The 25,514-nt window shown below is 70.0% G+C and carries 26 protein-coding genes; 23 read left to right on the top strand and 3 right to left on the bottom strand.

The features are described from left to right. Positions 1-24 precede the first annotated feature (24 nt). The 10 genes from pdxS (at position 25) to ACU6WY_RS06885 (ending at position 10,214) form a co-directional block, all read left to right on the top strand. Entirely contained in the window at positions 25-909 is an 885-nt protein-coding gene (pdxS, locus tag ACU6WY_RS06930; RefSeq protein ID WP_483821712.1) for a pyridoxal 5'-phosphate synthase lyase subunit PdxS, read from the top strand. Further along, positions 899-1,519 carry a pyridoxal 5'-phosphate synthase glutaminase subunit PdxT gene (pdxT, locus tag ACU6WY_RS06925; RefSeq protein ID WP_483821711.1) on the top strand — a complete coding sequence of 207 codons (621 nt, stop codon included), beginning with the start codon at positions 899-901 and terminating at the stop codon, positions 1,517-1,519. The genes pdxS and pdxT overlap by 11 nt, the downstream gene beginning before the upstream one ends. A 10-nt stretch (positions 1,520-1,529) precedes the next feature. After that, complete coding sequence (locus ACU6WY_RS06920) at positions 1,530-2,288, top strand: YebC/PmpR family DNA-binding transcriptional regulator (protein WP_483821710.1); 759 nt, start codon at positions 1,530-1,532, stop codon at positions 2,286-2,288. A gap of 48 nt (positions 2,289-2,336) precedes the next feature. Then, entirely contained in the window at positions 2,337-2,942 is a 606-nt protein-coding gene (gene ruvC / locus ACU6WY_RS06915; RefSeq protein WP_483821709.1) for a crossover junction endodeoxyribonuclease RuvC, read from the top strand. Between the two features lie 9 nt (positions 2,943-2,951). Further along, positions 2,952-3,572 (top strand): Holliday junction branch migration protein RuvA, encoded by a 621-nt coding sequence (gene ruvA, locus ACU6WY_RS06910; protein ID WP_483821708.1) that lies wholly within the window; start codon positions 2,952-2,954, stop codon positions 3,570-3,572. Next, complete coding sequence (gene ruvB, locus ACU6WY_RS06905) at positions 3,565-4,614, top strand: Holliday junction branch migration DNA helicase RuvB (protein WP_483821707.1); 1,050 nt, start codon at positions 3,565-3,567, stop codon at positions 4,612-4,614. Before ruvA ends, ruvB begins: the two co-directional genes overlap by 8 nt. 80 nt (positions 4,615-4,694) lie before the next feature. Further along, positions 4,695-5,150: a preprotein translocase subunit YajC gene (locus ACU6WY_RS06900; RefSeq protein WP_483821706.1), complete on the top strand. Its 456-nt coding sequence runs from the start codon at positions 4,695-4,697 to the stop codon at positions 5,148-5,150. A 48-nt stretch (positions 5,151-5,198) separates the two neighbouring features. After that, positions 5,199-6,908 (top strand): protein translocase subunit SecD, encoded by a 1,710-nt coding sequence (secD, locus tag ACU6WY_RS06895; RefSeq protein ID WP_483821705.1) that lies wholly within the window; start codon positions 5,199-5,201, stop codon positions 6,906-6,908. Continuing rightward, positions 6,908-7,894, top strand: a complete 987-nt coding sequence (gene secF, locus ACU6WY_RS06890) for a protein translocase subunit SecF (protein WP_483821704.1) — start codon at positions 6,908-6,910, stop codon at positions 7,892-7,894. The genes secD and secF overlap by 1 nt, the downstream gene beginning before the upstream one ends. Positions 7,895-7,961: 67 nt before the next feature. Next, positions 7,962-10,214 (top strand): RelA/SpoT family protein, encoded by a 2,253-nt coding sequence (locus tag ACU6WY_RS06885; RefSeq protein WP_483821703.1) that lies wholly within the window; start codon positions 7,962-7,964, stop codon positions 10,212-10,214. On the opposite strand, the gene ACU6WY_RS06880 is transcribed toward ACU6WY_RS06885, so the two are convergent. From ACU6WY_RS06880 to ACU6WY_RS06870, 3 genes are all read right to left on the bottom strand, one after another. Beyond that, positions 10,201-10,740 carry a type IV toxin-antitoxin system AbiEi family antitoxin gene (locus ACU6WY_RS06880; RefSeq protein ID WP_483821702.1) on the bottom strand — a complete coding sequence of 180 codons (540 nt, stop codon included), beginning with the start codon at positions 10,738-10,740 and terminating at the stop codon, positions 10,201-10,203. The genes ACU6WY_RS06885 and ACU6WY_RS06880 overlap by 14 nt on opposite strands. Positions 10,741-10,803: 63 nt before the next feature. After that, a complete protein-coding gene (locus ACU6WY_RS06875) occupies positions 10,804-12,330 on the bottom strand; it encodes a DUF349 domain-containing protein (RefSeq protein WP_483821701.1) in 1,527 nt (508 codons plus the stop codon). 81 nt (positions 12,331-12,411) lie between these two features. Then, the gene (locus tag ACU6WY_RS06870; RefSeq protein WP_483821700.1) at positions 12,412-12,651 is read right to left on the bottom strand and encodes a dioxygenase; all 240 of its coding nucleotides are present in this window, start codon (positions 12,649-12,651) and stop codon (positions 12,412-12,414) included. Positions 12,652-12,813: 162 nt separating this feature from the next. Between ACU6WY_RS06870 and ACU6WY_RS06865 the strand changes: the two genes are divergently transcribed. From ACU6WY_RS06865 to nusB, 13 genes are all read left to right on the top strand, one after another. Beyond that, entirely contained in the window at positions 12,814-14,193 is a 1,380-nt protein-coding gene (locus tag ACU6WY_RS06865) for a replication-associated recombination protein A (protein ID WP_483821699.1), read from the top strand. A gap of 179 nt (positions 14,194-14,372) precedes the next feature. Then, positions 14,373-15,002: a 30S ribosomal protein S4 gene (gene rpsD, locus ACU6WY_RS06860; RefSeq protein ID WP_483821698.1), complete on the top strand. Its 630-nt coding sequence runs from the start codon at positions 14,373-14,375 to the stop codon at positions 15,000-15,002. Between the two features lie 222 nt (positions 15,003-15,224). Beyond that, positions 15,225-15,545, top strand: a complete 321-nt coding sequence (locus ACU6WY_RS06855; RefSeq protein WP_483821697.1) for an ATPase — start codon at positions 15,225-15,227, stop codon at positions 15,543-15,545. A 60-nt stretch (positions 15,546-15,605) separates the two neighbouring features. Beyond that, positions 15,606-18,275: an alanine--tRNA ligase gene (alaS, locus tag ACU6WY_RS06850; RefSeq protein ID WP_483821696.1), complete on the top strand. Its 2,670-nt coding sequence runs from the start codon at positions 15,606-15,608 to the stop codon at positions 18,273-18,275. Then, positions 18,272-18,745 (top strand): Holliday junction resolvase RuvX, encoded by a 474-nt coding sequence (gene ruvX / locus ACU6WY_RS06845; RefSeq protein WP_483821695.1) that lies wholly within the window; start codon positions 18,272-18,274, stop codon positions 18,743-18,745. Before alaS ends, ruvX begins: the two co-directional genes overlap by 4 nt. A 1-nt stretch (position 18,746) precedes the next feature. Then, complete coding sequence (gene mltG / locus ACU6WY_RS06840) at positions 18,747-20,327, top strand: endolytic transglycosylase MltG (RefSeq protein ID WP_483821694.1); 1,581 nt, start codon at positions 18,747-18,749, stop codon at positions 20,325-20,327. Then, positions 20,321-21,154, top strand: a complete 834-nt coding sequence (locus tag ACU6WY_RS06835) for a shikimate dehydrogenase family protein (RefSeq protein WP_483821693.1) — start codon at positions 20,321-20,323, stop codon at positions 21,152-21,154. The genes mltG and ACU6WY_RS06835 overlap by 7 nt, the downstream gene beginning before the upstream one ends. 4 nt (positions 21,155-21,158) lie before the next feature. Continuing rightward, positions 21,159-22,385, top strand: coding sequence for a chorismate synthase (aroC, locus tag ACU6WY_RS06830; RefSeq protein WP_483821692.1), 1,227 nt, complete (start codon positions 21,159-21,161; stop codon positions 22,383-22,385). Next, on the top strand, positions 22,372-22,908 hold the full coding sequence (locus ACU6WY_RS06825; protein ID WP_483821691.1) for a shikimate kinase: 537 nt from the start codon (positions 22,372-22,374) through the stop codon (positions 22,906-22,908). The genes aroC and ACU6WY_RS06825 overlap by 14 nt, the downstream gene beginning before the upstream one ends. Then, on the top strand, positions 22,905-23,981 hold the full coding sequence (aroB, locus tag ACU6WY_RS06820; protein WP_483821690.1) for a 3-dehydroquinate synthase: 1,077 nt from the start codon (positions 22,905-22,907) through the stop codon (positions 23,979-23,981). The genes ACU6WY_RS06825 and aroB overlap by 4 nt, the downstream gene beginning before the upstream one ends. Continuing rightward, positions 23,978-24,436, top strand: a complete 459-nt coding sequence (gene aroQ / locus ACU6WY_RS06815) for a type II 3-dehydroquinate dehydratase (protein ID WP_483821689.1) — start codon at positions 23,978-23,980, stop codon at positions 24,434-24,436. The genes aroB and aroQ overlap by 4 nt, the downstream gene beginning before the upstream one ends. Positions 24,437-24,518: 82 nt before the next feature. Further along, positions 24,519-25,079, top strand: a complete 561-nt coding sequence (gene efp, locus ACU6WY_RS06810) for an elongation factor P (protein WP_483821688.1) — start codon at positions 24,519-24,521, stop codon at positions 25,077-25,079. 2 nt (positions 25,080-25,081) lie between these two features. Beyond that, positions 25,082-25,492, top strand: coding sequence for a transcription antitermination factor NusB (gene nusB, locus ACU6WY_RS06805; RefSeq protein ID WP_483821687.1), 411 nt, complete (start codon positions 25,082-25,084; stop codon positions 25,490-25,492). Positions 25,493-25,514: the final 22 nt, after the last annotated feature.

Genomic DNA, 25,514 nt, shown 5'->3' with positions numbered 1-25,514 from the left:
GCCCGCTGCGCGAAAGGAACTGAGATGACCGACACCGGAACCTCCCGCGTCAAGCGCGGACTCGCCGAAATGCTCAAGGGCGGCGTGATCATGGACGTCGTCACCGCCGACCAGGCCAAGATCGCCGAAGACGCCGGTGCCGTCGCCGTCATGGCCCTGGAACGGGTCCCCGCCGACATCCGCGCGCAGGGCGGCGTGGCGCGCATGAGCGATCCCGACCTGATCGACGACATCGTGGCATCCGTGTCGATCCCGGTCATGGCCAAGGCCCGTATCGGACACTTCGTCGAGGCGCAGATCCTGCAGGAGCTCGGCGTCGACTACATCGACGAGTCCGAGGTGCTCTCGCCCGCCGACTATGTGAACCACATCGACAAGTGGAACTTCACCGTTCCGTTCGTGTGCGGCGCCACCAACCTCGGCGAGGCGCTGCGCCGCATCACCGAGGGCGCGGCGATGATCCGCTCCAAGGGCGAAGCCGGCACCGGAGACGTGTCCGAGGCGACCAAGCACATCCGCACGATCCGGGGCGAGATCAACGCCCTGCGCGCCAAGACCAAAGACGAGCTCTACGTCGCGGCCAAGGAGCTGCAGGCCCCCTACGAGCTGGTGGCCGAGATCGCCGAGACCGGCACGCTCCCCGTCGTGCTCTTCACCGCCGGGGGAGTGGCCACCCCGGCCGACGCCGCGATGATGATGCAGCTCGGCGCCGATGGCGTGTTCGTCGGCTCGGGCATCTTCAAGTCTGGCAACCCCGCGCAGCGCGCGGCCGCGATCGTCAAGGCAACGACCTTCCACGACGACCCGAAGATCGTCGCGGAGGCCTCGCGCGGACTCGGTGAGGCCATGGTGGGCATCAACGTCGCCGACCTCCCCGCCCCGCACCGCCTGGCCGAGCGTGGCTGGTAACAGCCCCCGCGTCGGCGTCCTCGCCCTGCAGGGCGACGTCCGCGAGCACCTCCGTGTGCTCGCGGACCTGGGCGCCGACGCCCGGCCGGTGCGCCGCGCGAGCGAACTCGCCGAGGTCGACGGACTCGTGCTCCCCGGCGGCGAGTCGAGCGTCATCGACAAGCTCGCGCGTGCCTTCGACCTGCGCGACCCGATCCGCGCGGCGATCGCCGGCGGGATGCCGGTGCTCGGCACGTGCGCGGGACTCATCCTGCTCGCCGACCGCCTCGACGGCGCGATCGAGGGGCAGCTGACCTTCGGTGGCCTCGACGTGCGCGTGCAGCGCAACGCCTTCGGTTCCCAGACGCAGTCGTTCGAGACCGATCTCGCGGTTCCGGCGCTGGGCGACCCGCCGGTGCACGCCGTGTTCATCCGCGCGCCCGTCGTGACCGAGGCGGGTCCGGATGCCACGCCGCTGGCCGCACTGCCCGACGGGCGCATCGTCGCGGTCGAGCAGGGGAACCTCCTCGGCCTGGCTTTTCACCCCGAATCGACCGGCGAGACGCGCTTCCACGCGCGGTTCCTGGAACGCGTTCTCACGCGCACCGGGGTGTCGGCGCCCTCGTTCTAGACTGGAACCCATGTCCGGACACTCCAAATGGGCCACGACCAAGCACAAGAAGGCGGTCGTCGACGCCCGCCGCGCCAAGTCGTGGGCCAAGCTCATCAAGAACATCGAGGTCGCCGCCAAGCTCGGTGGGGCGGACCTCCAGGGCAACCCGACGCTCTTCGACGCGGTTCTCAAGGCCAAGAAGACCTCGGTCCCCAAAGACAACATCGATCGCGCCATCAAGCGCGGCGCGGGGATCGGCGGCGAAACGGTCGAGTACCTCTCGATCATGTACGAGGGGTACGGCCCCAACGGCGTCGCGTTCCTCATCGAGTGTCTGACCGACAACAAGAACCGCGCCGCGGCCGAGGTGCGTACCGCCCTCAGCCGTAACGGCGGTACTCTCGCCGACCCCGGCAGCGTCGCGTACAACTTCAGCCGCAAGGGCGTCATCGTGGTCCCCTCCGAGGGCACCACCGAAGACGACGTCATGCTCGCCGTCCTCGAGGCCGGCGCCGAAGAGGTCGAGCCGCACGGCGAGGGCTTCGGCGTCATCACCGAGGCCAGCGACCTCGTCACCGTCCGCTCGGCACTCCAAGAGGCCGGGATCGAGTACGACTCCGCCGACGTGGAGTTCGTGCCCTCGCTCAAGGTCGAGGTCGACGCCGACACCGCGCGCAAGGTCTTCCGCCTCATCGACGCACTCGAAGACAGCGACGACGTGCAGAACGTCTACACCAACTTCGACCTCACCGCCGAGGTGCAGGCCGAGCTCGAGAACGACGAGTAAGGGCGCGCCCTGCCGCCCTGCACGACCCCTGCGCCTAGCGTGGGGGTCGTGTCTCGTTCTCTGCGCGTCCTCGGCATCGACCCCGGGTTGACGCGCTGCGGAATCGGCGTCGTCGACGTCGCCCCCGATCGCACGGCGACGCTCGTGCACGTCGGGGTCGTCCGCTCGGCACACACCGAACCCATCGAGCGACGCCTCGCGACGATCGCCGCGGGCATCCGCGAGGTCCTCGGCGCGCACGAGCCGCACGTGGTCGCCGTCGAGCGCGTCTTCGCCCAGAACAACCGTCACTCGGTGATGGGCACCGCGCAGGCGAGCGGCATCGCCCTGCTGCTGGCGGCGGAGCATGGCATCCCGGCCGCCACCCACACGCCCAGCGAGGTCAAGGCCGCCATCACCGGGTACGGCTCAGCCGACAAGCTGCAGGTGCAGACGATGGTGGCGCGCGTACTTCGACTCGACGCTCTTCCCCAGCCCGCGGATGCCGCCGACGCCCTCGCGCTCGCGCTCTGCCACGCGTGGCGCGGGGGAGCGGCCACACCCTCCACCGGCGGCGCGCTGACCCCGGCGCAGAAGGCCTGGCGGGATGCCGAGAAGCGGCAGGCGCCCGCTGGGGCGCGTGTCGGTCGAACAAAGGTCCGAACCGGCGCGTAGTCTCGACGCATGATCTCTTCGCTCCAGGGTGTCGTCGCGCACGTCGGAGACGACGCCCTCGTGGTCGTCGTCGGCGGAGTCGGACTGTCGGTCGCCGTGACGCCGCAGGTGGCCCGCGCGAGCCATGTCGGCGATCAGACGCACCTGCACACGCATCTCGTCGTGCGCGAAGACGCCCTGTCGCTCTTCGGATTCGAAACGCGCGAAGAACTCACCGTCTTCACCCAGCTCATCGGCGTCACCGGCGTCGGACCGAAGTCGGCGATGGGGGTGCTCTCCTCGCTCACCGTCCCGCAGATCGCCCAGGCCGTCACCGACGACGACGACGCCCCGTTCAAACGGGTCTCGGGGATCGGGCCCAAGACCGCCAAGCTCATCGTCGTGCAGCTCGCGGGCAAGCTCGCCGTCGCGCCCGTCGCGGCGCCGGCCGCCGTCGCCCCGCACGGCCAGGTCCCGGTGCAGGTGACGCAGGCGCTCATCGGCCTCGGCTGGAGCGAACGCACGGCCGCCGAGGCCGTGGCATCCGTCGCCGAGGGCGCCACCGACGCCGATCGCGCCTCCGTGCAGACGCTCCTGCGCCTCACCCTCGCCCTGCTCGGCCCCTCGCGGAAGGAGCCCGCCGGTGGCTGACGTCGTGCGCGACACGGGCAACCCCGACGACGAGAGCGAACTCGCGATCGAGGGCGCCCTCCGGCCCACGTCGCTGAGCGAGTTCGTCGGTCAGCAGAAGGTGCGCGGTCAGCTGCAGCTCCTCTTAGATGCCGCCCGCATCCAGCAGCGTTCGCCCGACCACATCCTGCTGTCGGGACCGCCGGGCCTCGGCAAGACGACACTCGCGATGATCGTCGCGCACGAGAGTGGGCGGCCGCTGCGGCTCTCCAGCGGCCCCGCGATCCAGCACGCCGGCGACCTGGCGGCCCTGCTGTCCTCGCTCACCCCGGGCGAAGTGCTCTTCATCGACGAGATCCACCGCATGGCCCGGTCGGCAGAAGAGATGCTGTACCTCGCGATGGAAGACTTCCGCATCGACATCATGGTCGGAAAGGGCGCCGGAGCGACGAGCATTCCGCTCGATCTCGCCCCGTTCACGCTCGTGGGGGCGACCACGCGGGCCGGTCTCCTCCCCAATCCACTGCGCGACCGCTTCGGCTTCACGGCACACCTGGAGTACTACGAGCCCGAGGAGCTCGAGCGGGTCGTCTCGCGCTCGGCATCCATGCTCGACGTCGGACTCCCCGGCACCGCGCGCACCGAGATCGCCCGGCGCTCACGCGGAACGCCGCGCATCGCGAACCGGCTGCTGCGCCGCGTGCGCGACTACCTGGTGGTGCACGGCCCGTCGGCGGGAACCGACGCCGGCGACGCCGACATCCGCACCGTCGATGCGGCCCTCGACCTGTACGACGTGGATGCCATCGGCCTCGACCGCCTCGACCGCGCCGTGCTCGATGCGCTCGTGCGTCGCTTCCGCGGCGGACCGGTGGGACTCAGCACCCTCGCCGTCGCCGTCGGCGAGGAACCCGACACGATCGAATCGGTCGTCGAGCCGTACCTCGTGCGCATCGGTTTCATGGGCCGCACGCCCCGCGGGCGCGTGGCCACCCCCGAGGCCTACGACCACCTCGGCGTCGACCACCCCGACGGACTGCTCCGTTTCAGTCAAGGGCGATGACCTATACTCAGCGGGGGATTCCCCGACCCCCTTAGGCAGTGCCGCAACGGCGCGCCTGAATCGAAAGGTGCACCGCCTCCATGGACTTCGCGAACTTCTTCGCCAACTACGGCCTGATCATTCTTCTGATCGGCCTGCTGGTCTTCATGTTCTGGAGCTCGCGCCGCCGCATGCAGAAGCAGAAGCTCGAGCTGGAAGAGAAGGCGCGTCAGACCGTTCCCGGTGCGGAGGTGCTGCTCCAGGGCGGCCTCTACGGCACGGTCGTCGAGTACGACGGCGAAGACCTCGACAAGCCCGCACACGTGGAGATCGCGCCGGGCGTGGTCATCAAGGTGCACAGCCAGGCCGTGCTCCGCGTCGTCAACCCCGCCGAGGGCTACGTCACCGAAGACGAGTTCATCGCGGCCGAAGAGGCAGAGGCCGAGTACATCGCCGGCGTCGCCGACGGTGACATCACCTCGATCAGCGACGACCAGCACTCCGCTCGTCGGTCCACCGAGACCCCGCACGACGACAAGGACCGTCCCCAGGCCTGAGTTTCCGCCCTTTTCGTTCCGTTCCCCGCCGCACAGAAAGCCGACTCCGTGGCGCCCTCGACTCCCGTCCGCCACGCCTGGCGCGTGCTGACCGGACTGCTCGCCATCACCGGCGTGCTGTTCGGCATCAACGCGCTCGGCGTGTATGCCTTCCAGGCCAGCTCCTGGACCCCCGACCTCGCCCTCGACCTGCAGGGCGGAACGCAGATCATCCTCGCCGCGCAGACCACCGATGGCGCCGACCCCGACGCCGAGCAGCTGCAGCAGGCGGTGACGATCATCCGTCAGCGCGTCGACGCCTCGGGCGTCGCCGAGGCCGACGTGGCCACCGAGGGCGGCCGCAACATCGTCGTCCAGATCCCGGGCCAGGCCGACGAGGCCACGCGCGAGCGCATCCAGAGCTCGGCTCAGCTGCAGTTGCGCGCGGTGCTGTTCACCGGCTCTCCCGCGACGTCGTTCGTCGGCGAAGACGGCCAGAGCACGCCGTACCCCACCCCCGACCCGGCGCTGCCGGCCACGCCGACGGCCTCGCCGACGAACGGGAGCGACCCGTCGTGGATCACGCCGGCGCTGCAGGCGCAGTTCCTCGCGTACGACTGTGCCAACCCCACGAACAACCCCGCGCAGGCGCCGACCGACCAGCCCCTCATCACGTGCAGCGAAGAGGGCGCGGTCAAGTACATCCTCGGCCCCGTCGAGCTCGACGGCACCGACATCAGCGACGCCACCAACGGCCAGGAGCAGAACACCGGCCAGTGGGCGGTCAACCTGGCGTTCAACGACCAGGGCACGCAGAAGTTCGGTGAGATCAGCCAGCGCCTGTACGGCGCCCAGCCGCCGCTGAACCAGTTCGCCTTCGTGCTCGACGGCTCGGTCCTGTCGGCGCCGTCCATGAACGGCATCATCCTCGACGGCCGCCCCAGCATCACCGGCAGCTTCACGCAAGAGACCTCGAAGGCCCTGGCCGACCAGCTCAAGTACGGCGCCCTGCCGCTGAGCTTCGAGGTCGTCAGCTCCGACACCGTCTCGGCGACGCTCGGCTCGCAGCAGCTGCAGGTCGGCTTCATCGCGGGTCTCATCGGCCTCGGGCTCGTCGCGATCTACTCCCTCGTGGTCTACCGAGCCCTGGGAATGGTGATCATCGCCTCGCTCGGCGTCATGGCGGTGCTCACGTACGTCACCCTCTGCATCCTCGCGTGGCGCATGGGCTTCCGCCTCTCGCTCGCGGGTGTGGCGGGTCTGATCGTGACGATCGGCTTCACCGCCGACTCGTTCATCGTCTACTTCGAGCGCATCCGCGACGAGCTGCGCGACGGCAAGTCGATCACGGCGGCGGTCGAAGACGGATGGTCGCGCGCGAAGCGCACGATCTACATCTCGAAGTCGATCAACATCCTCGCCGCGATCGTGCTCTACATCCTCGCGGATGCCACGGTGAAGGGCTTCGCGTTCACGCTCGGCCTCACGACCGCGATCGACATCCTCATCTTCATCCTCTTCACCCACCCGGTGATGCAGCTTCTCGCACGGACGCGGTTCTTCGGCTCGGGCCACCCGCTCTCGGGCATGGACCCCCACGCGCTCGGCGCGGTCTACCGCGGCCGCGCGGAGTTCCGCGCCCCGGCTGCCGCTGTCTCGGGCCGCGCCAACCGCTCGCGCGGCGAGGCACAGCGCCGACAGACGATCGCCGAACGCAAGCGCGCCGAACTCGCCGCCGCCCAGAGCGATAGCCGCTCCACGAAGGAGGGAGACGCCTGATGCGCTCCATGACGCAGCTCGGCAACGACCTGTACTCGGGGAAGACCTCTTTCCCCTTCGTGCAGAAGCGGCGCCTGTGGTTCCTCATCGCCGCAGTACTGGTGATCGGCGCGGCGCTCGTTCCGCTTCTCCGCCCGGTGCAGTTCTCCATCGAGTTCACCGGCGGATCGCAGTTCACCGTCTCGAACCCCGCCAGCTTCGACCAGGCGCTCGCGACGGAGGCCGTGGAATCGGTCGTCCCGGATGCCGCGACGCGCGTGACCACGATCAGCGATCAGGCCGTACGCGTGCAGACGGATCAGCTCGACGATCAGCAGACGCAGGACGTGTCGGCGGCCCTCGCCGAGACCTACGGCGTTGCGTCGAGCGAGATCACGAACTCCTTCATCGGGCCGACCTGGGGTGCCGACGTCACGCGCCAGTCGCTGTGGGGCCTGGCGATCTTCCTGGCGTTGACCTTCGTCATCCTCGCGCTGTACTTCCGCACGTGGAAGATGTCGGTCGCCGCTATTGTCGGCCTCGTCGACGTGCTCGTGATCACGATCGGCATCTATGCGCTGTTCGGTTTCGAGATCTCTCCGGCCGCCGTCATCGGCTTCCTCACGATCCTCTCGTATGCGTTGTACGACACCACGGTCGTGTTCGACAAGGTGAGAGAGAACACCACCGAAGACGGCGAGATCTCCGGGCGCACCTTCGCCGAGTCGGTCAACCTCGCGGCCAACCAGACCCTCATCCGCTCGATCAACACCACCGTGGTGGCGATCCTGCCGGTCGGTGCCATCCTCTTCATCGGCGTCCCCCTGGGGGCGCGCACGCTCAGCGACATCTCGCTGTCGATCTTCGTCGGCACGATCATCGCGGCCTACTCGACGCTCTTCGTCTCGGTCCCGCTCTACGCGCTGCTGCGCGAGCGCGAGACCCCGGTGAAGGAGCGCGACGCCCGCGTGCTCGCCGCTCGGGAGAAGGCCGGCGTCCCCGCCTGACGGCGGGGCGCCCGCCCGCCGGGCGTAGGATTGATCGACTGACCGTCGAACGCGGGGGAGGGGAAAGATGACCGAGACCACGTCCCCGCTGCCACCGCCGTCGTCGCTTCGACGTCTCGTTCCGCGCATCTTCTCGCGCGCGGCCCGGCGCGACGACGTCGACAAGCTCCTGCGGACGGTGCGGACGCACCACCCCAAGGGCGACCTCGGAATCATCGAGCGGGCGTACGCCGTCGCCGACCGGGCGCACAACGGTCAGAAGCGCCAAAGCGGTGAGCCGTACATCACGCACCCGCTCGCGGTCGCCCAGATCCTCGCCGAGCTCGGGCTCGGGCCGAAGGCGATCGCCGCGGCCCTGCTGCACGACACCGTCGAAGACACCGGTTACCCGCTCGACGAGCTGGCCGCGGACTTCGGCGACGAGGTCGCGATGCTCGTCGACGGCGTCACCAAGCTCGACAAGGTCAAGTACGGCGAGAGCGCGCAGGCCGAGACCGTCCGCAAGATGATCGTCGCGATGTCGCGCGACATCCGCGTGCTGCTCATCAAGCTGGCCGACCGGCTGCACAACGCGCGCACGTGGGGCTTCGTCCCCCCGCACAAGGCGGCCAAGAAGGCCACCGAGACTCTCGAGATCTACGCGCCGCTGGCCCATCGTCTCGGCATCCAGGCGATCAAGAGCGAGCTGGAAGACCTCTCGTTCGCCGTGCTGCACCCCAAGCTCTACGCCGAGATCGAGAGCCTGGTCAAGCAGCGCACCCCGCAGCGCGAGCAGTACGTGCAGACGGTCATCGGGTCGATCGATGCCGACCTGCGTGAACTCCGCGTGCGCGGGCGCGTCATGGGACGACCCAAGCAGCTGTACTCCGTGTACCAGAAGATGGTGGTTCGCGGCCGCGAGTTCGACGACATCTACGACCTCATCGGCATCCGGATCCTCGTGGGCACCGTGCGCGACTGCTACGCCGTGCTCGGCGCGATCCACGCGCGCTGGACGCCGCTGCCGGGGCGATTCAAGGACTACATCGCCACCCCCAAGTTCAACCTGTACCAGTCGCTGCACACGACGGTGATCGGACCCAGCGGGCGTACGGTCGAGATCCAGATCCGCACGCACGAGATGCACCAGCAGGCCGAGTTCGGCGTCGCCGCGCACTGGAAGTACAAAGAGCGCATGGCCGGCGGCAAGACCGACGCCAAGGCATCCGACACCGATATGGCCTGGATCGCCCGCATCTCCGACTGGCAGGCCGAGACCGCCGATCCGGGCGAGTTCCTGGACTCCCTCCGCTTCGAGATCGGTGCGAAGGAGGTCTATGTCTTCACCCCGAAGGGTCGCGTCATCGGCCTTCCGAAGGGCGCGACGCCGGTCGACTTCGCGTACGCCGTGCACACCGAAATCGGTCACCGCACGATGGGGGCCAAGGTCAACGGCCGACTCGTGCCGCTCGAGACCGAACTTCAGTCCGGCGATGTCGTCGAGGTGTTCACCTCGAAGAACCCCGATGCGGGCCCCAGCCAGGACTGGCTCGGATTCGTCAAGAGCACCCGTGCCCGCAACAAGATCCGCGGCTGGTTCACCAAGGAGCGTCGCGAAGAGGCCATCGAGCAGGGGAAGGACTCCATCGCCCGCGCGATGCGGCGACAGAACCTGCCGCTGCAGCGCCTGATGAACCAGGACTCCTTCGCCGAGGTCGCTCGCCACTTCCACTACGAAGACGTCGCCGCACTCTACGCCGCGGTCGGCGAGGGGCACGTGTCGACCCAGTCCGTTATCGAGAAGGTCACCGCGCTCGTCAGCGCTGATGACACCTCGACGGGCCCGATCGATCTCCCGCAGCTCGGTCGCAGTCGCGCGCCCCGCGGGGGCGACTCCGGCGTGCTGGTGCGCGGTGCCCCCGACATCCTGGTCAAGCTCGCCAAGTGCTGTACCCCCGTGCCGGGCGATGAGATCGTCGGCTTCGTCACGCGCGGCAGCGGCGTCTCGGTCCACCGCGGCGACTGCACCAACGTGAAGTCGCTGCGCGAAGACCCGGAGCGACTGATCGAGGTGGAGTGGGCCCCGACGACCAAGAGCGTGTTCCTCGTGCAGATTCAGGTCGAGGCGCTCGACCGCTCGGGCCTGCTGAGCGACGTCACGCGGGTGCTCAGCGAGCACCACGTCAATATTCTGTCGGCAACCGTGTCGACCACGAACGACCGTCTCGCGCTGAGCAAGTTCGTGTTCGAAATGGGCGACACGGTGCACCTCGACCGCGTGCTCAACGCCGTGCGGCGCATCGACGCCGTGTACGACGTGTACCGCGTCACGTCGTCGTAGCGGTCGCGAGCACCTCCTCGGCGCGCCTCCCGTAAGGGAATCTCGGATGCCGGGCGAGCCAGCCGAGCGCTCCGTCGACGAGGCCCGGCGTCGTTCGTGCCCACGTCCGCGCCGCGTCGTGGTCGGCCGCGTCCTCCGAGCGGGCGAGGTCGACCAGCGCGCGCTCCGGACGCGCCACGTGGACGCCGGCGATCGTCACGACGTCGGCGGCGTCGAGTCGTACGTCGTGGTAGACGACGCGTGCGCCGCGCACGGGCCGGGCGCGCCGGGCGCTCGCGCGCTGCACCCGGTGCCGGGCGGGTTCGACGTCGACCCCGCCGTGCACCCACGCGGCGCTCAGACGAACGGCCGCCAGCCGGTCGTCGATCAGCGGCGCCAGGCTGCGGGCCCGCATCCACGTCGTCTCGACCGCGTCAGCGGGCATGTACCCCTCGCCGATCGGGGTGAGCAGCCCGTCCAGACACGCGGCAGTGAGCTCAGCGAGGGAGAGCCGCTCGCCGGCGAAATAGAGAAAGGGAGAGACCATCCCGCCAGTGTGACGGGATGGTCTCTCCCTGCGCGCCCGAAGACGCCGAACTGTGGAGAACGCTCAGCCGCCGAGTGCGCGCAGCCAGGTGCGGCGTGCCTCGAGTGCCTCGGCCGCCTGTGCCGCCGCGCGCTTGTCGCCCTTGGCCTCGGCCGCGGCCAGCTCGGCCTCGAGCTTGTCGATCGCGTCGGTGAGCTGACGCGTCATGTCATTGGCGCGCGCCTTCTGCTCGGGGTCGTTGCGCTTCCAGTCGGCGTCCTCGCGGGTGCGGACGCTCTGCTCGATCTTGCGGAGCTCGTCGTCGAGGACACGCTCCTTGTCGCGGGGGAAGATGCGACCGATCTCGTCCCACTGACGCTGGATGGCGGTGAGCTTCTGCCGGGCCGTGGCGAGGTTCTTCTCGTCGACGATCGGGGCGGCCTCGTCGAGGAGGGCACGCTTCTGCTCGATCTTCTCTTTCGACGCCTCGGCATCGGCGGACTCGCGCTCGATACGAGCGCCGTAGAGCGCATCACCGGCAGCCTTGAATCGGGCCCACAGGGCGTCGTCGACCTTGCGCCCGGCGCGCCCGGACGCCTTCCACTCGTCGAGCAGATCACGGTACGCCGGGATGCCGTCTTCCCCGCGCGGGGCGAGCGCTTCGGCCCGATCGACCAGGCGCGCCTTCACGTCGCGCGCGGCCTTGTGGGTCTCATCGAGAGCGGAGAAGAACTCGCGGCGGTGCCGGTCGACCGTCGCCCGGGCATCGCGGAAACGGCGCCAGAGCTGCTGAGCGGTCGACTTGGGCAGGCGAGGCCCGTTCTGCTGGTGGGCCTGCCAGCGGTCGAAGAGAGCCGACATGTCGGCTGTCATCTGCTTCCACTGGACGGTCTGCGGGTCACGCGCGGCCAGGGCCTCGGCCTGCTCGACGATCTCCGTGCGCTCGCGCACGGCGTCGTCGACGGCCTCCTTGGCCGCGGCGGCCTCGGTCTCGCTCGCTTCGGCGAGTTCGGCCGTGAGCGCATCGAGGCGCTCGCGCAGGGCGGCGAGATCGCCGACCGCTGCCGCGCCCTCGACCTTGGACCGCACCGTGGCAGCCGTCGAACGCAGGTCGCTCGCCGACGCGCCGCCACGGCGGTGGCGCACCTCGAGCAGAGTCACCTCACTGGCGAGGTCGGAGAACTTGCGCTGGTAGTACGCCATCGCCTCGTCGGCGGTGCCGTCGGGGTACTGGCCCACGACACGCCATTCGTCGCCCTCCCGCACCGAGACGGTGCCGTCGTCGTCGACACGGCCCCAGGGTTCGGCGGGAGCGGCGACCCGCGCGCCGGGGCGCGGACCGGGACGGGGGGCGACGGCCGGCGCGGGAGCGGACTCGACGTCCGACGCCTCGGCGTCGCTGGTTTCGGACTCAACACCCGGGGCCTCGGCGGCTCCCTCGTCACCGGCGGAACCGGCATCGTCATCCGTCTCGACGGCCTCCACGGCCGCCTCGTCGGGTGTGGGGGCCGCGGTCTCCGCAGGTGCGTCGACGGGGTGATCGGCGGCCGCGGTGTCGTCGGCGGCGGTGCCGGTCTGCTCGGAAGAGTCGGGGGAGGGAACGGAAGTCACGGGAAGCACCTCATCGCGGCAGGGCCGCCTGGGGGAGAAGGACTCTCCGAGCCTAGTACGACCCGTGCCGCGTCCACAGGCTCAGAGCGTCGGCGTCCCGCTGGGTGTCGGTTCGGGCGCGACCGGCGTCGTCGAGCCCGGGGTCGGCGTCCCGGTCGATGAGGGCGCCGGGACGGGCGCACCGGGGCCGGAGACGAAGTACAGCGTCTGCACACCGATCGCCCCCGCGATGACCGCGAGACCGATGATCAGCGCGAGGACGTTGTCGCGCCCGCGGCGGCGTCCCTGGCGCTGGTGCATCTCCTGACGCGCCTGATACACCCGTGCACGCTCACGCTGCTCTCGGCTCTGCCGATCCTTGCCACCCGTCGCCACATCGACCTCACTTCATCGCCCGCGGACCGCCCCCGATCCTACGCATCGGGCGCGGCGGGCCACAAAGGCGCTCGATCCGGTGTCGGTGGGCGCGATTAGCCTGGATCGGTGACCAGTGCTTCCGCCCTCTTTCAGGGCCAGACCCCCCTCGCGGTGCGTATGCGACCGACGAGCCTCGACGAGGTCGCCGGCCAGAGCCACCTCCTGCGGCCGGGCTCGCCGCTGGTCACCCTCGCCGGCGCCGATTCCTCGGCATCCGTGTCGGCCGTCTCGGTCATTCTGTGGGGACCACCCGGCACGGGAAAGACCACGCTCGCCCAGGCGATCGCCCGGTCGTCGGGTCGACGTTTCGTGGAGCTCTCGGCGATCACGGCCGGGGTCAAAGACGTGCGCGAGGTGATGCAAGAGGCCCTCACGCAGCGCGACCTGTACGGCCAGTCGACGATCCTGTTCCTCGACGAGATCCACCGCTTCACCAAGGCTCAGCAAGACGCTCTCCTTCCCGGGGTCGAGAACGGGTGGGTGGTGCTGATCGCCGCGACGACCGAGAACCCGTCGTTCTCTGTCATCTCGCCACTGCTGTCGCGGTCCCTGCTGCTCACGCTCCGACCGCTCGGCGATGACGACCTCGGCGCCCTCGTCGACCGCGCCGTCGTCGACCCCCGCGGGCTCGCCGACCGGGTCGTGCTCAGCGACGAGGCGCGCGCCGCCCTGGTGCGCCTGGCCTCAGGCGATGCGCGCCGCGCGTTGACGGCGCTCGAGGCTGCGGCGTCGGTCGCTGCCGACTCCGAGCACACAGACGACGCCGCAACTGATGACGACGCCGAGTCGCCGGATGCCACCCCCGTACGCCCCGTCATCACCGGCGACCACATCGCGCAGGCCGTCGACCGGGCCCTGCTGCGCTACGACCGCCAGGGCGACGAGCACTACGACGTGATCAGCGCCTTCATCAAGTCGGTGCGCGGGTCCGATGTCGACGCGGCCATCCACTACCTGGCCCGCATGATCGAGGCGGGGGAGGACCCCCGATTCATCGCGCGCCGCTTGGTGATCTCCGCCGCCGAAGACATCGGGCTCGCCGACCCGCAGGCCCTGCAGATCGCCGTCGCCGCCGCCGACGCGGTGGCCTTCATCGGCATGCCCGAGGGGCGTATCCCTCTCGCCGAGGCGACGGTGTACCTCGCCACCACGGCGAAGTCCAATGCCGCCTACAACGCGATCAACGCCGCGATCGCCGACGTACGGGCCGGGGGATTCGGGCGAGTGCCGCTGCACCTGCGCGACGCGCACTACCCGGGAGCCAAACGGTTGGGGCATGGCAAGGGCTACAAGTACTCCCACGACAGCGACATCGGCATCGTTGCGCAGCAGTACCTGCCCGATGAGCTGCGCGGAAAGCAGTACTACCAGCCGACCTCGCACGGCGCCGAGCGCGAGGTGTCCGCGCGGCTGGAAAAGATCCGCCGCATCCTCGACGGGGGCTGACCGGCCGGGTGCAGGTCGCTCTGGTAACATAAACCGGCTCGAAACAGGGTTTTCGGGCATCCCCTCCTTCCTGTGATCACCTTCCGGTGCGCCCCGGCGTGCGTCCCGGATCGGGCGGAAGGGGGCGATACGTCCGTGAGCCGCGAAAGGCGCGGCCACGTCATCGGAAGGAGTACTTCGTGGCAACGAAGTCCCAGGACCGCCGCAAGGTCCGTCTGTCGCGCGCCCTCGGCGTCGCGCTCACCCCGAAGGCCGCCCGCTACCTCGAGAAGCGTCCCTACGCTCCCGGCGAGCACGGCCGCACCAAGCGCAAGGCCGACAGCGACTACGCCGTCCGTCTGCGCGAGAAGCAGCGTCTGCGCGAGCAGTACGGCATCCGCGAGAAGCAGCTGCGCATCGCGTTCAACGAGGCCCGCCGCACCGACGGCCTGACCGGTGAGAACCTGGTCGAGCTGCTCGAGATGCGTCTGGACGCCCTGGTCGTGCGTTCGGGCTTCGCCCGCACCACCGCCCAGGCCCGCCAGCTCGTCGTGCACCGCCACATCATGGTCGATGGCCAGCTCGTGGACCGCCCGTCGTTCCGCGTCAAGCCGGGTCAGCTCATCCACGTCAAGACCAAGAGCGAGGGTCTCGAGCCCTTCCAGGTCGCGGCCGCCGGTGGGCACGCCGAGGTTCTGCCCCCCGTTCCGGGCTACCTCGAGGTCGACCTCTCGACGCTGCAGGCGAAGCTCGTGCGTCGCCCCAAGCGCGCCGAGGTGCCCGTCACGTGTGACGTGCAGCTCGTCGTCGAGTACTACGCCGCTCGCTGAGTCCTCGACTCACGAGCCGAAGGGCGCCGGGTTCTCCCGGCGCCCTTCGCCGTTTCACTGCGGCACAACTCCGTCGCCATCGGCGGCCGAGCAGCCCGGGCACCTCCGCAACGGCACCTCCGCAGGAGTTCTGCGCGCCGAGAACGGCCCTGGATGCCAGGCCGGGCGGCATCCGTCCCGTCGAACACGCGCGACACGGGGGCTGTCGCCTACGATGAGGGGATGCCGCGCCCGCGGCGCTCCCTCGAGGAAGAAGTGGTGATCGTGAGAAGCCTCGTCTGGTTCGTGTTGGGCATTGCCGGAGGCTTCGTCGCCGCCCACCTGGTGAACAAGGACCCTCGCGGCCAGGAGCTGCTCGCGCAGGTCGACGCTCGCATCGGTGAGTTCACCGACCGCATGAGCAACGCCTACCACGACCAGGAGACGCGCCTGTCGCAGATCCTCGACGACGCCAAAGAGGTCGCCGCCTCCGTGGCAGACGCGACCGCCGACGCGGTCGGCGACGCCGCCGACGCGGTGAAGAAGACCACCTCGACCGACTGACCTCCCGGCATCCCGCCCCGGTCGCCGGGGCGGATCCGCACGCGCACGGAAAGACCCGACATGAAAACCGCCGAGATCGCACAGCGCTTCCTCGACTACTTCGAGAAGAAGAACCACACCATCGTCCCGTCGGCGTCGCTCGTGACCGACGACCCGGCGCTGCTGTTCACCGTCGCCGGCATGGTGCCGTTCATCCCGTACCTCAGCGGTGTGGTACCCGCGCCCTACCCGCGCGCGGCTGACGTGCAGAAGTGCATCCGCACCAACGACATCGAAGAGGTCGGCAAGACCCCCCGGCACGGCACCTTCTTCCAGATGCTCGGCAACTGGTCGTTCGGCGACTACTTCAAGGAAGACGCGATCCGCTACGCGTGGGAGCTGCTGACCTCGTCGGAAGACGACGGCGGCCTCGCTTTCGACCCGAAAGACCTGTGGGTCACCGTCTACGAAGAAGACGACGAGGCGCACGACCTCTGGCTGCGCCTCACCGACCTGCCCGAGGAGCGCATTCAGCGGCTCGGGAAAGACACGAACTACTGGTCGACGGGTCTTCCGGGCCCCGCCGGCCCCTGCTCAGAGATCTTCTTCGACCGCGGACCCGCCTACGGCATCGACGGCGGACCGGCGACCGACGACGACCGCTACGTCGAAATCTGGAACCTCGTGTTCATGCAGTACGAGATCACGAACGTTCGGTCGAAGTACGACTTCGACATCGTCGGCGAGCTCCCGGCCAAGAACATCGACACCGGCATGGGGCTCGAGCGCATCGCGTTCATCAAGCAGGGTGTCGACAACATGTACGAGACCGACCAGGTGCGTCCGGTCCTCGACCTCGCGGCGACGCTCGCGGGCAAGGCCTACGGCTCCGAGGCGCACGAAGACGACGTGCGGCTGCGCATCGTCGCCGACCACGTCCGTTCGTCGCTCATGCTGCTGGCCGACGGTGTCACCCCCTCGAACGAGGGCCGGGGCTACATCCTGCGCCGCATCATGCGTCGCGCGATCCGCTCGATGCGCCTGCTCGGCGTCGAGGGCCCCACCTTCCCCGAGCTCTTCGCCGCCTCGCGCGACGCGATGAAGGAGTCGTACCCCGAGGTCGAAACCGAATACGCGCGCCTCTCGGCGTACGCCATCGCCGAGGAGCAGACGTTCCTCCGCACGCTCGCGGCCGGATCGGCGATCCTCGACCAGTCGGTGACGGAGGCCAAGAGCGGCGGGAGCACGACGCTGTCGGGCTCCGAAGCCTTCCTGCTGCACGACACCTACGGCTTCCCGATCGACCTGACGCTCGAGATCGCCGAGGAGGCGGGGCTCAGCGTCGACCGGGAGGCGTTCGACGGCCTCATGCAGGAGCAGCGCTCTCGCGCGAAGGCGGACGCCCGCGCTCGCAAGGGCGCGATCGCCGACCAGAGCGCGTACCGCGAGTTCCGCGCGCTCGGCGAGACGGTCTTCACCGGCTACACCGATCTCGAGACCGAGTCGACCGTGCTCGGCATCCTGGTCGACGGTCGGAGCACCGACCGCGCCGCACAGGGCCAGATCGCCGAGATCGTGCTCGCCGAGACCGCGCTGTACGCCGAGTCGGGCGGCCAGGTCGCCGACAAGGGCGTCATCGTGGGTCCGGGGTACGAGCTCGAGGTGCTCGACGTGCAGCGGCCCGTGCCGGGCCTCATCAGCCACACGGTCGAGGTGACCACCGGTGAGGTCTCGATCGACGCCCCGGCCACCACGGTCGTCGACGCGCTCAACCGCCACTCGGCGCAGCAGGCGCACTCGGCGACGCACCTCGTGCACGCCGCGATCCGCGACACCCTCGGTTCCTCCGCGACGCAGACCGGTTCGCTCAACCGCGCCGGCTACATGCGCTTCGACTTCAGCTGGGGTTCGGCGCTGTCGCCCGAGACCCGTACCGAGATCGAAGACATCGCCAACAACGCCGTCCGCGACAACCTCGAAGTCACCACGCGCGTGATGTCGCTCGACGAGGCCAAGGCCGCTGGCGCCATGGCCCTGTTCGGCGAGAAGTACGGCGACACCGTACGCATGGTCGACATCGGCGGCCCGTGGTCGCGCGAACTCTGCGGCGGCACGCACGTGTCCCGCAGCGCGGAGATCGGACTGGTCAACCTCGTGGGCGAGCAGTCGGTCGGCGCGTCCAATCGCCGCGTGGAAGCGCTCGTCGGTCTCGACGCGTTCCGCGACCTCGCCGCCGAGCGCGCGATCGTCTCGCAGCTGTCGACGTCGCTCAAGACCCCCCGCGAGCAGCTGACCACGCGCATCGCGGAACTCGCGGCCAGTCTCAAGGCCGCCGAGAAGAAGATCGCGGCGTTCGAGGCCCGCGCCCTGTCCGACCGACTGCCGCAGCTGGCGGAGTCCGCCGTGGCCGTGGGTGCGGTCCGCGTCGTGGCTCAGTCGCTGGGCGAAGGCGCGTCGGCCGACGACGTGCGCTCGCTCGCGCTGCAGGTGCGCGACCGCCTCGGCTCCGACCCCGCGGTCGTCGCTCTCGGGAGCGTCGCGGGCGGCCGTGCCACGGTCGTCGTCGTCACGAACGACGCCGCACGCGAGCGCGGTCTCGCAGCGGGCGCCCTGGCGAAGTCGGCCGCGGGCGTGCTCGGCGGCGGCGGCGGCGGACGTCCCGACGTAGCCCAGGGCGGGGGAACGGATGCCGCGGCCCTGCCGCAGGCGCTCGACGGCATCGTCGCCGAGGTGCGGGCGACGACGGCGTGACCGAGTTCCGCCGTGGCATCCGCTTCGGGATCGACGTCGGGCGCGCGCGCGTCGGGGTCGCCCGGTCGGACCCGGACGGTCTGCTCGCGGTTCCGGTCGAAACGGTTCCCCGAAAAGGCGAGCCCGTGCGGCGGATCGCGGCCCTCGTGGCCGAGTACGAGGCTTTCGAGGTGCTCGTGGGTCTTCCGCTGAACCTGCGCGGGGAGGACACCCCCTCAACGACAGACGCCCGGCGCTTCGCCGCCGACCTGGCGACGGCGCTCGAGGTGCCCGTGCGCCTCGTCGACGAACGGCTCAGCACCGTTTCGGCACACGGAGTTCTGCGGCAGGCAGGCCGCACTCAGCGGGATTCTCGTAGCATTGTGGACCAAGTCGCCGCTGTGGTGCTTCTGCAGCAGGCGCTCGACGTGGAGCGACAGTCCGGCGTGCCGGCCGGACCCGCCGTAGCACCGGGACAGGAGCCCGCCTGATATGCCCGATAACGACCCCTCCGATCCGTTCGCCGAGCTGTACGGCCGTCTTCCCGACCCTCGGGGACGACGGTCGGAATCCGACCCCGTCGACGACAGCGCCGCCGCCACACAGACACCGCCCCCGTCTCGCCGGGCCGCGCGCGAGGCGCGGCGGGTTGCAACCGGGCCCACGCCCGAGAGCACTCCCACTCCCGCGGCGCAGGCGGAATCTCCCGAGACGCCTTCGCCCATCCCCGCGCCGAGCACGGTTCCCGGTGCGGCCGGAGTCTCTCGCGCCGAAACCCCGCAGATGCGCCGCCTGCACGAAGACGCGCAGGCCGCCGGCGGCACCCGGGTCGTTGAGCGCGAACCCGAGCGTGTCCTGGCGGGCGCCGCCGCGGCGTCGACCGCAGGCTCCGGCGGCGGCCGCCCGCCCGCGAGCGGTTCTCTCGAAGACCTCTTCGCCGGACAGGCCACGACCGATCAGGTGCGCGGTGCCGCGCAGCCGCCACGTCAGCGCCGCCGCGCGGGGGGATGGATCGCTCTCGCGATCGTCGTCGTGATCCTCGGCGGACTCGTCGGTGGAGGGTTCGCCCTGTGGAATGAATACGGCCCGCGCGTCCAGGCGTTCTTCGGCGCCGACGAACCCCTCGACTTCGAAGCGGGCATGGCCACGGGCGAGGCCCGCGTCACGATCGTCTCGGGCGACACCGGGGAATCGGTCTCGCCGAAGCTCTTCGAAGCCGGCGTGACCAAGGCATCCACCTCCCTGTACTCCTACATGGTCGACAACTCCGTCGCCTTCACCTTCCAGCCCGGTGTCTACCGACTGCAGCAGCAGATGACCTCGGCAGCGGTCCTCGAGGCGCTCCGCGACCCGGCGAACCGTCTCAACTACTCGGTGCAGTTGCGCGAGGGACTGACGCTGCGTCAGTCGCTCGAGGTGATCTCGGAGCAGCTGGGCCTGCCGATGGAAGGCCTCGACGCCGCCGTCGCGAACCCCGCCGCCTACGGGGTGCCCGCGTCGTCGCTGGAGGGGTGGATCTTCCCGGCCACGTATGACTTCGACGAGGGCGTCACCGCGACCGATGTCATCGGGCGCATGGTGCAGCGGACCGTCCAGTCGCTCGACGCGGCGGGAGTGCCCGTCGACGACCGCCAACGGGTTCTGACGGTCGCCTCGATCATCGAGCGCGAAGCGCGCAACCGCGACGACTTCTTCAAGGTCTCGCGCGTGATCGAGAACCGCCTCGACCCGTCGAACCAGGAGACCTTCGGCAAGCTCGAGATGGACTCCACCGTGCAGTACGGCGCCGACGAGCTGGGAAGCGGCTCGGTGAGCACCTCGGAAGAGGCGCGCAACAACGACAACCCGTACAACACGTACATGTACCCGGGCCTGCCCGTCGGCCCGATCGCCAACGCGGGCGATCTCGCCATCGACGCGGCCATGAATCCCGTCGATGGACCGTGGCTCTACTTCGTCACGGTGAACCTCGACACGGGCGAGACCGTGTTCACGTCGACCTACAGCGATCACCTGGCGGCCGTCGACCAGTGGCGCGCGTGGTGCGGCGAGAACCCGAATTCGGGATGCTGACCCCGACCCGGCTCGCCGTCTGGGGAGACCCGATCGACCACTCGCGGTCGCCGTCGCTGCACGCGGCGGCGTACCGCGAGCTCGGGCTGCCCTGGGAGTACGGTCGACAGCGCGTTTCCGAGGACGAGTTCGTCACACACCTGCAGAAACTGGATGCCACCTGGCGCGGTCTCTCGCTCACGATGCCGCTGAAGAATGTCGCGGCGATGGCCGCGGTGACGCTCGACGACGACGCCCGGCGCACGGGCGCGGCGAATACGCTGCTGCTGAGCGAGGACGGACCGCACGGCTTCAACACCGACGTCGGGGGACTGGCCCGGGCGCTGCGCGAGATCGGCGTGGACGCCCCGGCACGGGTGCGGGTCCTGGGCGCGGGCGCGACCGCGACCTCGGCCGTCGTCGCCGCGGCCCGCGTGGGAGCCGGCGCCGTCGAGGTGCGAGCCCGGCGACCCCAGGCGGCGGCCCCGCTCGTCGCGCTCGGCAAGGGTCTCGACCTGCCGGTGACGGTCGCCGCCCTCGACGACTCTGCGCCCGCGAGCGTCGACGTCACGATCGCCACGCTCCCGGGTGGCACCGACCTCGGCGCGACCGCCGACGCGCTGGCATCCGTCGGGGGTCCGCTCGTCGACGTCGTGTACGGCGGGTGGCCCACTCCTCTCGCGGTCGCGTGGCAGCGCGCGGGCCGGCGGGCGCACGACGGCCTCGGGATGCTGCTGCACCAGGCACTGCTGCAGGTGCGCGTCTTCGTCGGGGCCGACCCGGCGCAGCCGCTCGCGTCCGAGGACGCGGTACTGTCCGCGATGCGCGCCGCGGTCGTGGGAGGATAGGAACATGCTTCGCGTGCTCACGGCCGGGGAATCCCACGGCCCCGAACTGGTCGCCCTCATGGAGGGGATGCCCGCCGGCGTCCCGATCTCGCCCGCGCAGATCCGCGCCGATCTCGCCCGCCGCAAGCTCGGCTACGGCCGCGGCTCGCGCATGAAGTTCGAGGAAGACGAGCTGACGCTGTCGACCGGGATCGTGCACGGTTACACGATCGGCAGCCCGATCGCGCTGCGCATCGGCAACACCGAATGGCCCAAGTGGGTCGAGGTCATGAGCCCCGAGCCGGTCGAGCTCTCCGACCGCTCCCGCGGCCGCGGCGCCGCGCTCACGCGCCCGCGCCCCGGCCACGCCGACCTCGTCGGCATGCAGAAGTACGGCTTCGACGAGGCCCGTCCGATCCTCGAGCGCGCCTCGGCCCGCGAGACGGCGGCGCGCGTCGCCCTCGGTGCCGTGGCCCGCGCGTTCCTGGGCGAACTCGGCATCCGTCTGGTCAGCCACACGCTCTCGATCGGCCCGGTGCGCGTGCCCGACGACGCGCCCTTCCCGCTGCCCGACGACGTCGATCGCCTCGACGCCGACCCGTTGCGCTGCTTCCACCCCGAGACGTCCGCCGCGATGGTGGCCGAGGTCGACGACGCGAAGAAGTCCGGTGACACGCTGGGCGGCATCGTCGAGGTGCTCGCGTACGGTCTGCCCCCGGGGCTCGGGTCGCACGTGCAGTGGGACCGCCGGCTGGATGCCAAGCTCGCGCAGGCGCTCATGAGCATCCAGGCGATCAAGGGCGTCGAGGTCGGCGACGGCTTCCTCACCACGACCCGTCGCGGTTCGCAGGCGCACGACGAACTGTTCGCCACCGCCGATGGCATCACGCGTTCCTCGGACCGCGCCGGCGGAACCGAGGGCGGAATGTCCACGGGCACCGTCCTGCGGGTGCGGGCGGGCATGAAGCCGATCGCGACGATCCCGCACGCCCTGCGCACGGTCGACGTCTCCACCGGCGACACCGCCGCCGCGCACCACCAGCGCTCCGACGTGTGCGCCGTCCCCGCCGCGGGGGTCGTGGCCGAGGCAATGGTCGCGATCACGCTGGCCGAGGCGGTGCTCGAAAAGTTCGGCGGCGACAACGTCGCCGAGACCCGACGCAACCTCGACACCTACCTCGCGCACCTGCCCGAGACGCTGCGCACCACCGACGCCTCCGACGCGGCGCTGCTCGCGCATGACCTCGGCTGAGGCCACGGGCCGCGCGCTCGTGCTCATCGGACCGATGGGCGCGGGCAAGACCAGCATCGGCCGACGTGTCGCGCGGGCGATGGGGGAGACCTTCACCGACACCGACAAGATCATCGTGCGCGACCACGGGCCGATCCGAGAGATCTTCGCGGCCCACGGCGAGGCGCATTTTCGCATCCTCGAGCGCGCGGCCGTGGCCGAGGCTCTGGAGCGGGGCGGCGTCGTGGCGCTGGGCGGGGGAGCCGTGCTCGACCCCGAGACGCGTGGTCGCCTCGGCGACCACCGCGTGGTGCTGCTGACGGTGACCCCGAACGTCGTCGCCGCGCGGATCCACGGAGACGAACGGCCCCTGCTGGGCGGCGAAGACCCCATGGAGCACTGGCTCCGCATCTACGACGAGCGCCGGCCGATCTACGAGTCGACCGCGCACATCGCCTTCGACACCTCGTCGGGCCCGTTGGCTCACGTCGTCGACGACATCGTGGCCTGGGCGCAGGGCGTCCCGGCCGAGGAGACCCCATGACCGACACCACCACCATCACCGTCGCCGGCGACGCGGGCTACGACATCACGATCGGGCGCGGACTGCTGGCCACCCTCGGCGAGAAGCTCCCCACCGCCGCGCGCAAGGTGCTCATCGTGCACCCGCCGACCCTCGCGGCACAGGCCGAGGCACTGCGCGCGCAGCTCGTGAGCGACCGTCAGGTGCTCCTGGCAGAGATCCCCGACGCCGAGCAGGGCAAGCGCGTCGAGGTCGCGGCATTCTGCTGGCAGGTCATGGGCCAGGCCGACTTCACCCGAACGGATGCCGTGATCGGCTTCGGCGGGGGAGCGGTCACCGACCTCGCCGGGTTCGTCGCCGCGACATGGCTCCGCGGCGTGGCCCTGGTCCAGGTGCCGACGACGGTGCTCGGGATGGTGGATGCCGCCGTGGGCGGCAAGACCGGTATCAACACCGCCGAGGGCAAGAACCTCGTCGGGGCGTTCTGGCCGCCGGTCGCGGTGGTGTGCGACCTCGACCTGCTCGAGACGCTGTCGAAGAACGAAGCCACCGCCGGCTTCGCCGAAGTGGTCAAGGCCGGGTTCATCTGGCATCCGGAGATTCTCGACCTCATCGAGGCCGACCCCGAGAACATCGTCGATTCCCGCGGCGAGGCCTTCCGCCGCTGCATCGAGCTCGCAATCGACATGAAGGCCCGCGTCGTGGGCGAAGACCTCCGCGAGGCAGGACTGCGCGAGGTGCTCAACTACGGGCACACCCTCGGTCACGCGATCGAGCACGCGGAGCGCTACCGCTGGCGTCACGGCGCCGCGATCTCGGTCGGCATGGTGTTCGCCGCGGAGCTGTCGCGCCTGGCCGGACGCCTGTCCGACGACGTCGCGCAGCGTCACCGCACGGTGCTCGAGTCGCTCGGGCTCCCGACGACCTACCGCGCCGGAGCGTTCCAGACGCTGAAGGCGACGATGCAGCGCGACAAGAAGTCCCGCGGCAGCATGCTGCGCTTCATCGTGCTCGACGACCTCGCCCGCCCCACGGTGCTGCAGGCGCCCGACGAGTCGCTGCTGTTCGCGGCCTACCAAGAGGTCGGCGCGTGAGCACGCCGCGACGCCTGCTGCTCGTCAACGGGCCGAACCTCAACCTGCTCGGCACGCGCCAGCCCGAGATCTACGGTCGCGACACCCTCGCGGATGTCGAGCGGATCACCGCCGACGCCGCCGCGCGGCACGGCCTCGAGGTGCGCGCGATCCAGAGCAACCACGAGGGCGCGCTCATCGACGCGATCCACGCCGCGCGCACGGACTGCGCCGGCATCGTGATCAACGCCGGGGGCTACACGCACACCTCGGTCGCGCTGCGGGACGCGCTGGCATCCGTCGACCTGCCGGTAGCCGAGGTGCACATCTCGAACATCAAGGAGCGCGAGACCTTCCGGCACTTCTCGTACATCGAGGACGTCGCCGCCGTGCACGTCATCGGCGAGGGCGTGCCCGGGTACGCGCGAGCCGTCGACCTCCTCGTCGAGGTCATCCAGGGCCGCGCGGACGGCTGAGCGCCCATCGCGTAGACTCGATCGTCGGGCGACTGCCGGAGCGCGCGCCCCCACCGACTCACGAAACGGAATATCGAACCTCATGGCATCCACTGCAGACATCAAGAACGGCGTCGTCCTGAACATCGACGGTCAGCTCTGGAGCGTCGTGGAGTTCCAGCACGTCAAGCCCGGAAAGGGCGGCGCGTTCGTCCGCACGAAGCTGAAGAACGTCATGTCGGGCAAGGTCGTCGACAAGACGTTCAACGCCGGCGCCAAGATCGACGTCGAGAACGTCGACCGTCGTGACTTCACCTACCTCTACAACGACGGCGAGGGCTTCGTCTTCATGGACGTCGCCGACTACGACCAGATCACCGTGGGCGCGGCCACCGTCGGCGACGCGGCGAACTTCCTGCTCGAGAACCAGCAGGTGCAGATCGCCCTCAACAACGGCAACCCGCTCTACATCGAGCTGCCGCCGTCCGTGATCCTCGAGGTCACCTACACCGAGCCGGGCCTGCAGGGCGACCGCTCGTCGGCCGGCACCAAGCCCGCCACCGTCGAGACCGGCTACGAGATGCAGGTTCCGCTGTTCCTCGAGACCGGCACCAAGATCAAGGTCGACACGCGCACCGGCGACTACCTCGGCCGCATCAGCTGACCTTGAGCGCTCGCACCAAGGCGCGTAAGCGCGCCCTCGACATCCTTTTCCAGGCCGACGTTCGCGGCGAAGAGCTGCCCGTCATGCTCGCCGCCGAGGCCAAGCGCGCCGCGTCCGAGCCCGACCGTCAGGTCTCGTGGCTCTACGCGCGCGACATCGTCGACGGCGTGATCGACAACCGCGACGCCATCGACGAGCAGATCACCACGTTCGCCAAAGACTGGTCGCTGGAGCGCATGCCCGCCGTCGATCGCGCTCTGCTGCGCATCGGCACGTGGGAGATCCTCTACAACGACGAGGTCCCCACCGCGGTGGCGATCGACGAGGCGGTGGAACTCGCGAAGGAGTTCTCCACCGACGACTCCGGCTCCTTCGTGCACGGCGTGCTCGCGCGCATCGCCCGCTCGTCCTGACCGGCCCGATGTCGGTGGCCCC

Source organism: Microbacterium sp. ZW3a (assembly GCF_057167165.1).
This window is presented reverse-complemented; position numbering and strand designations above follow the sequence as displayed.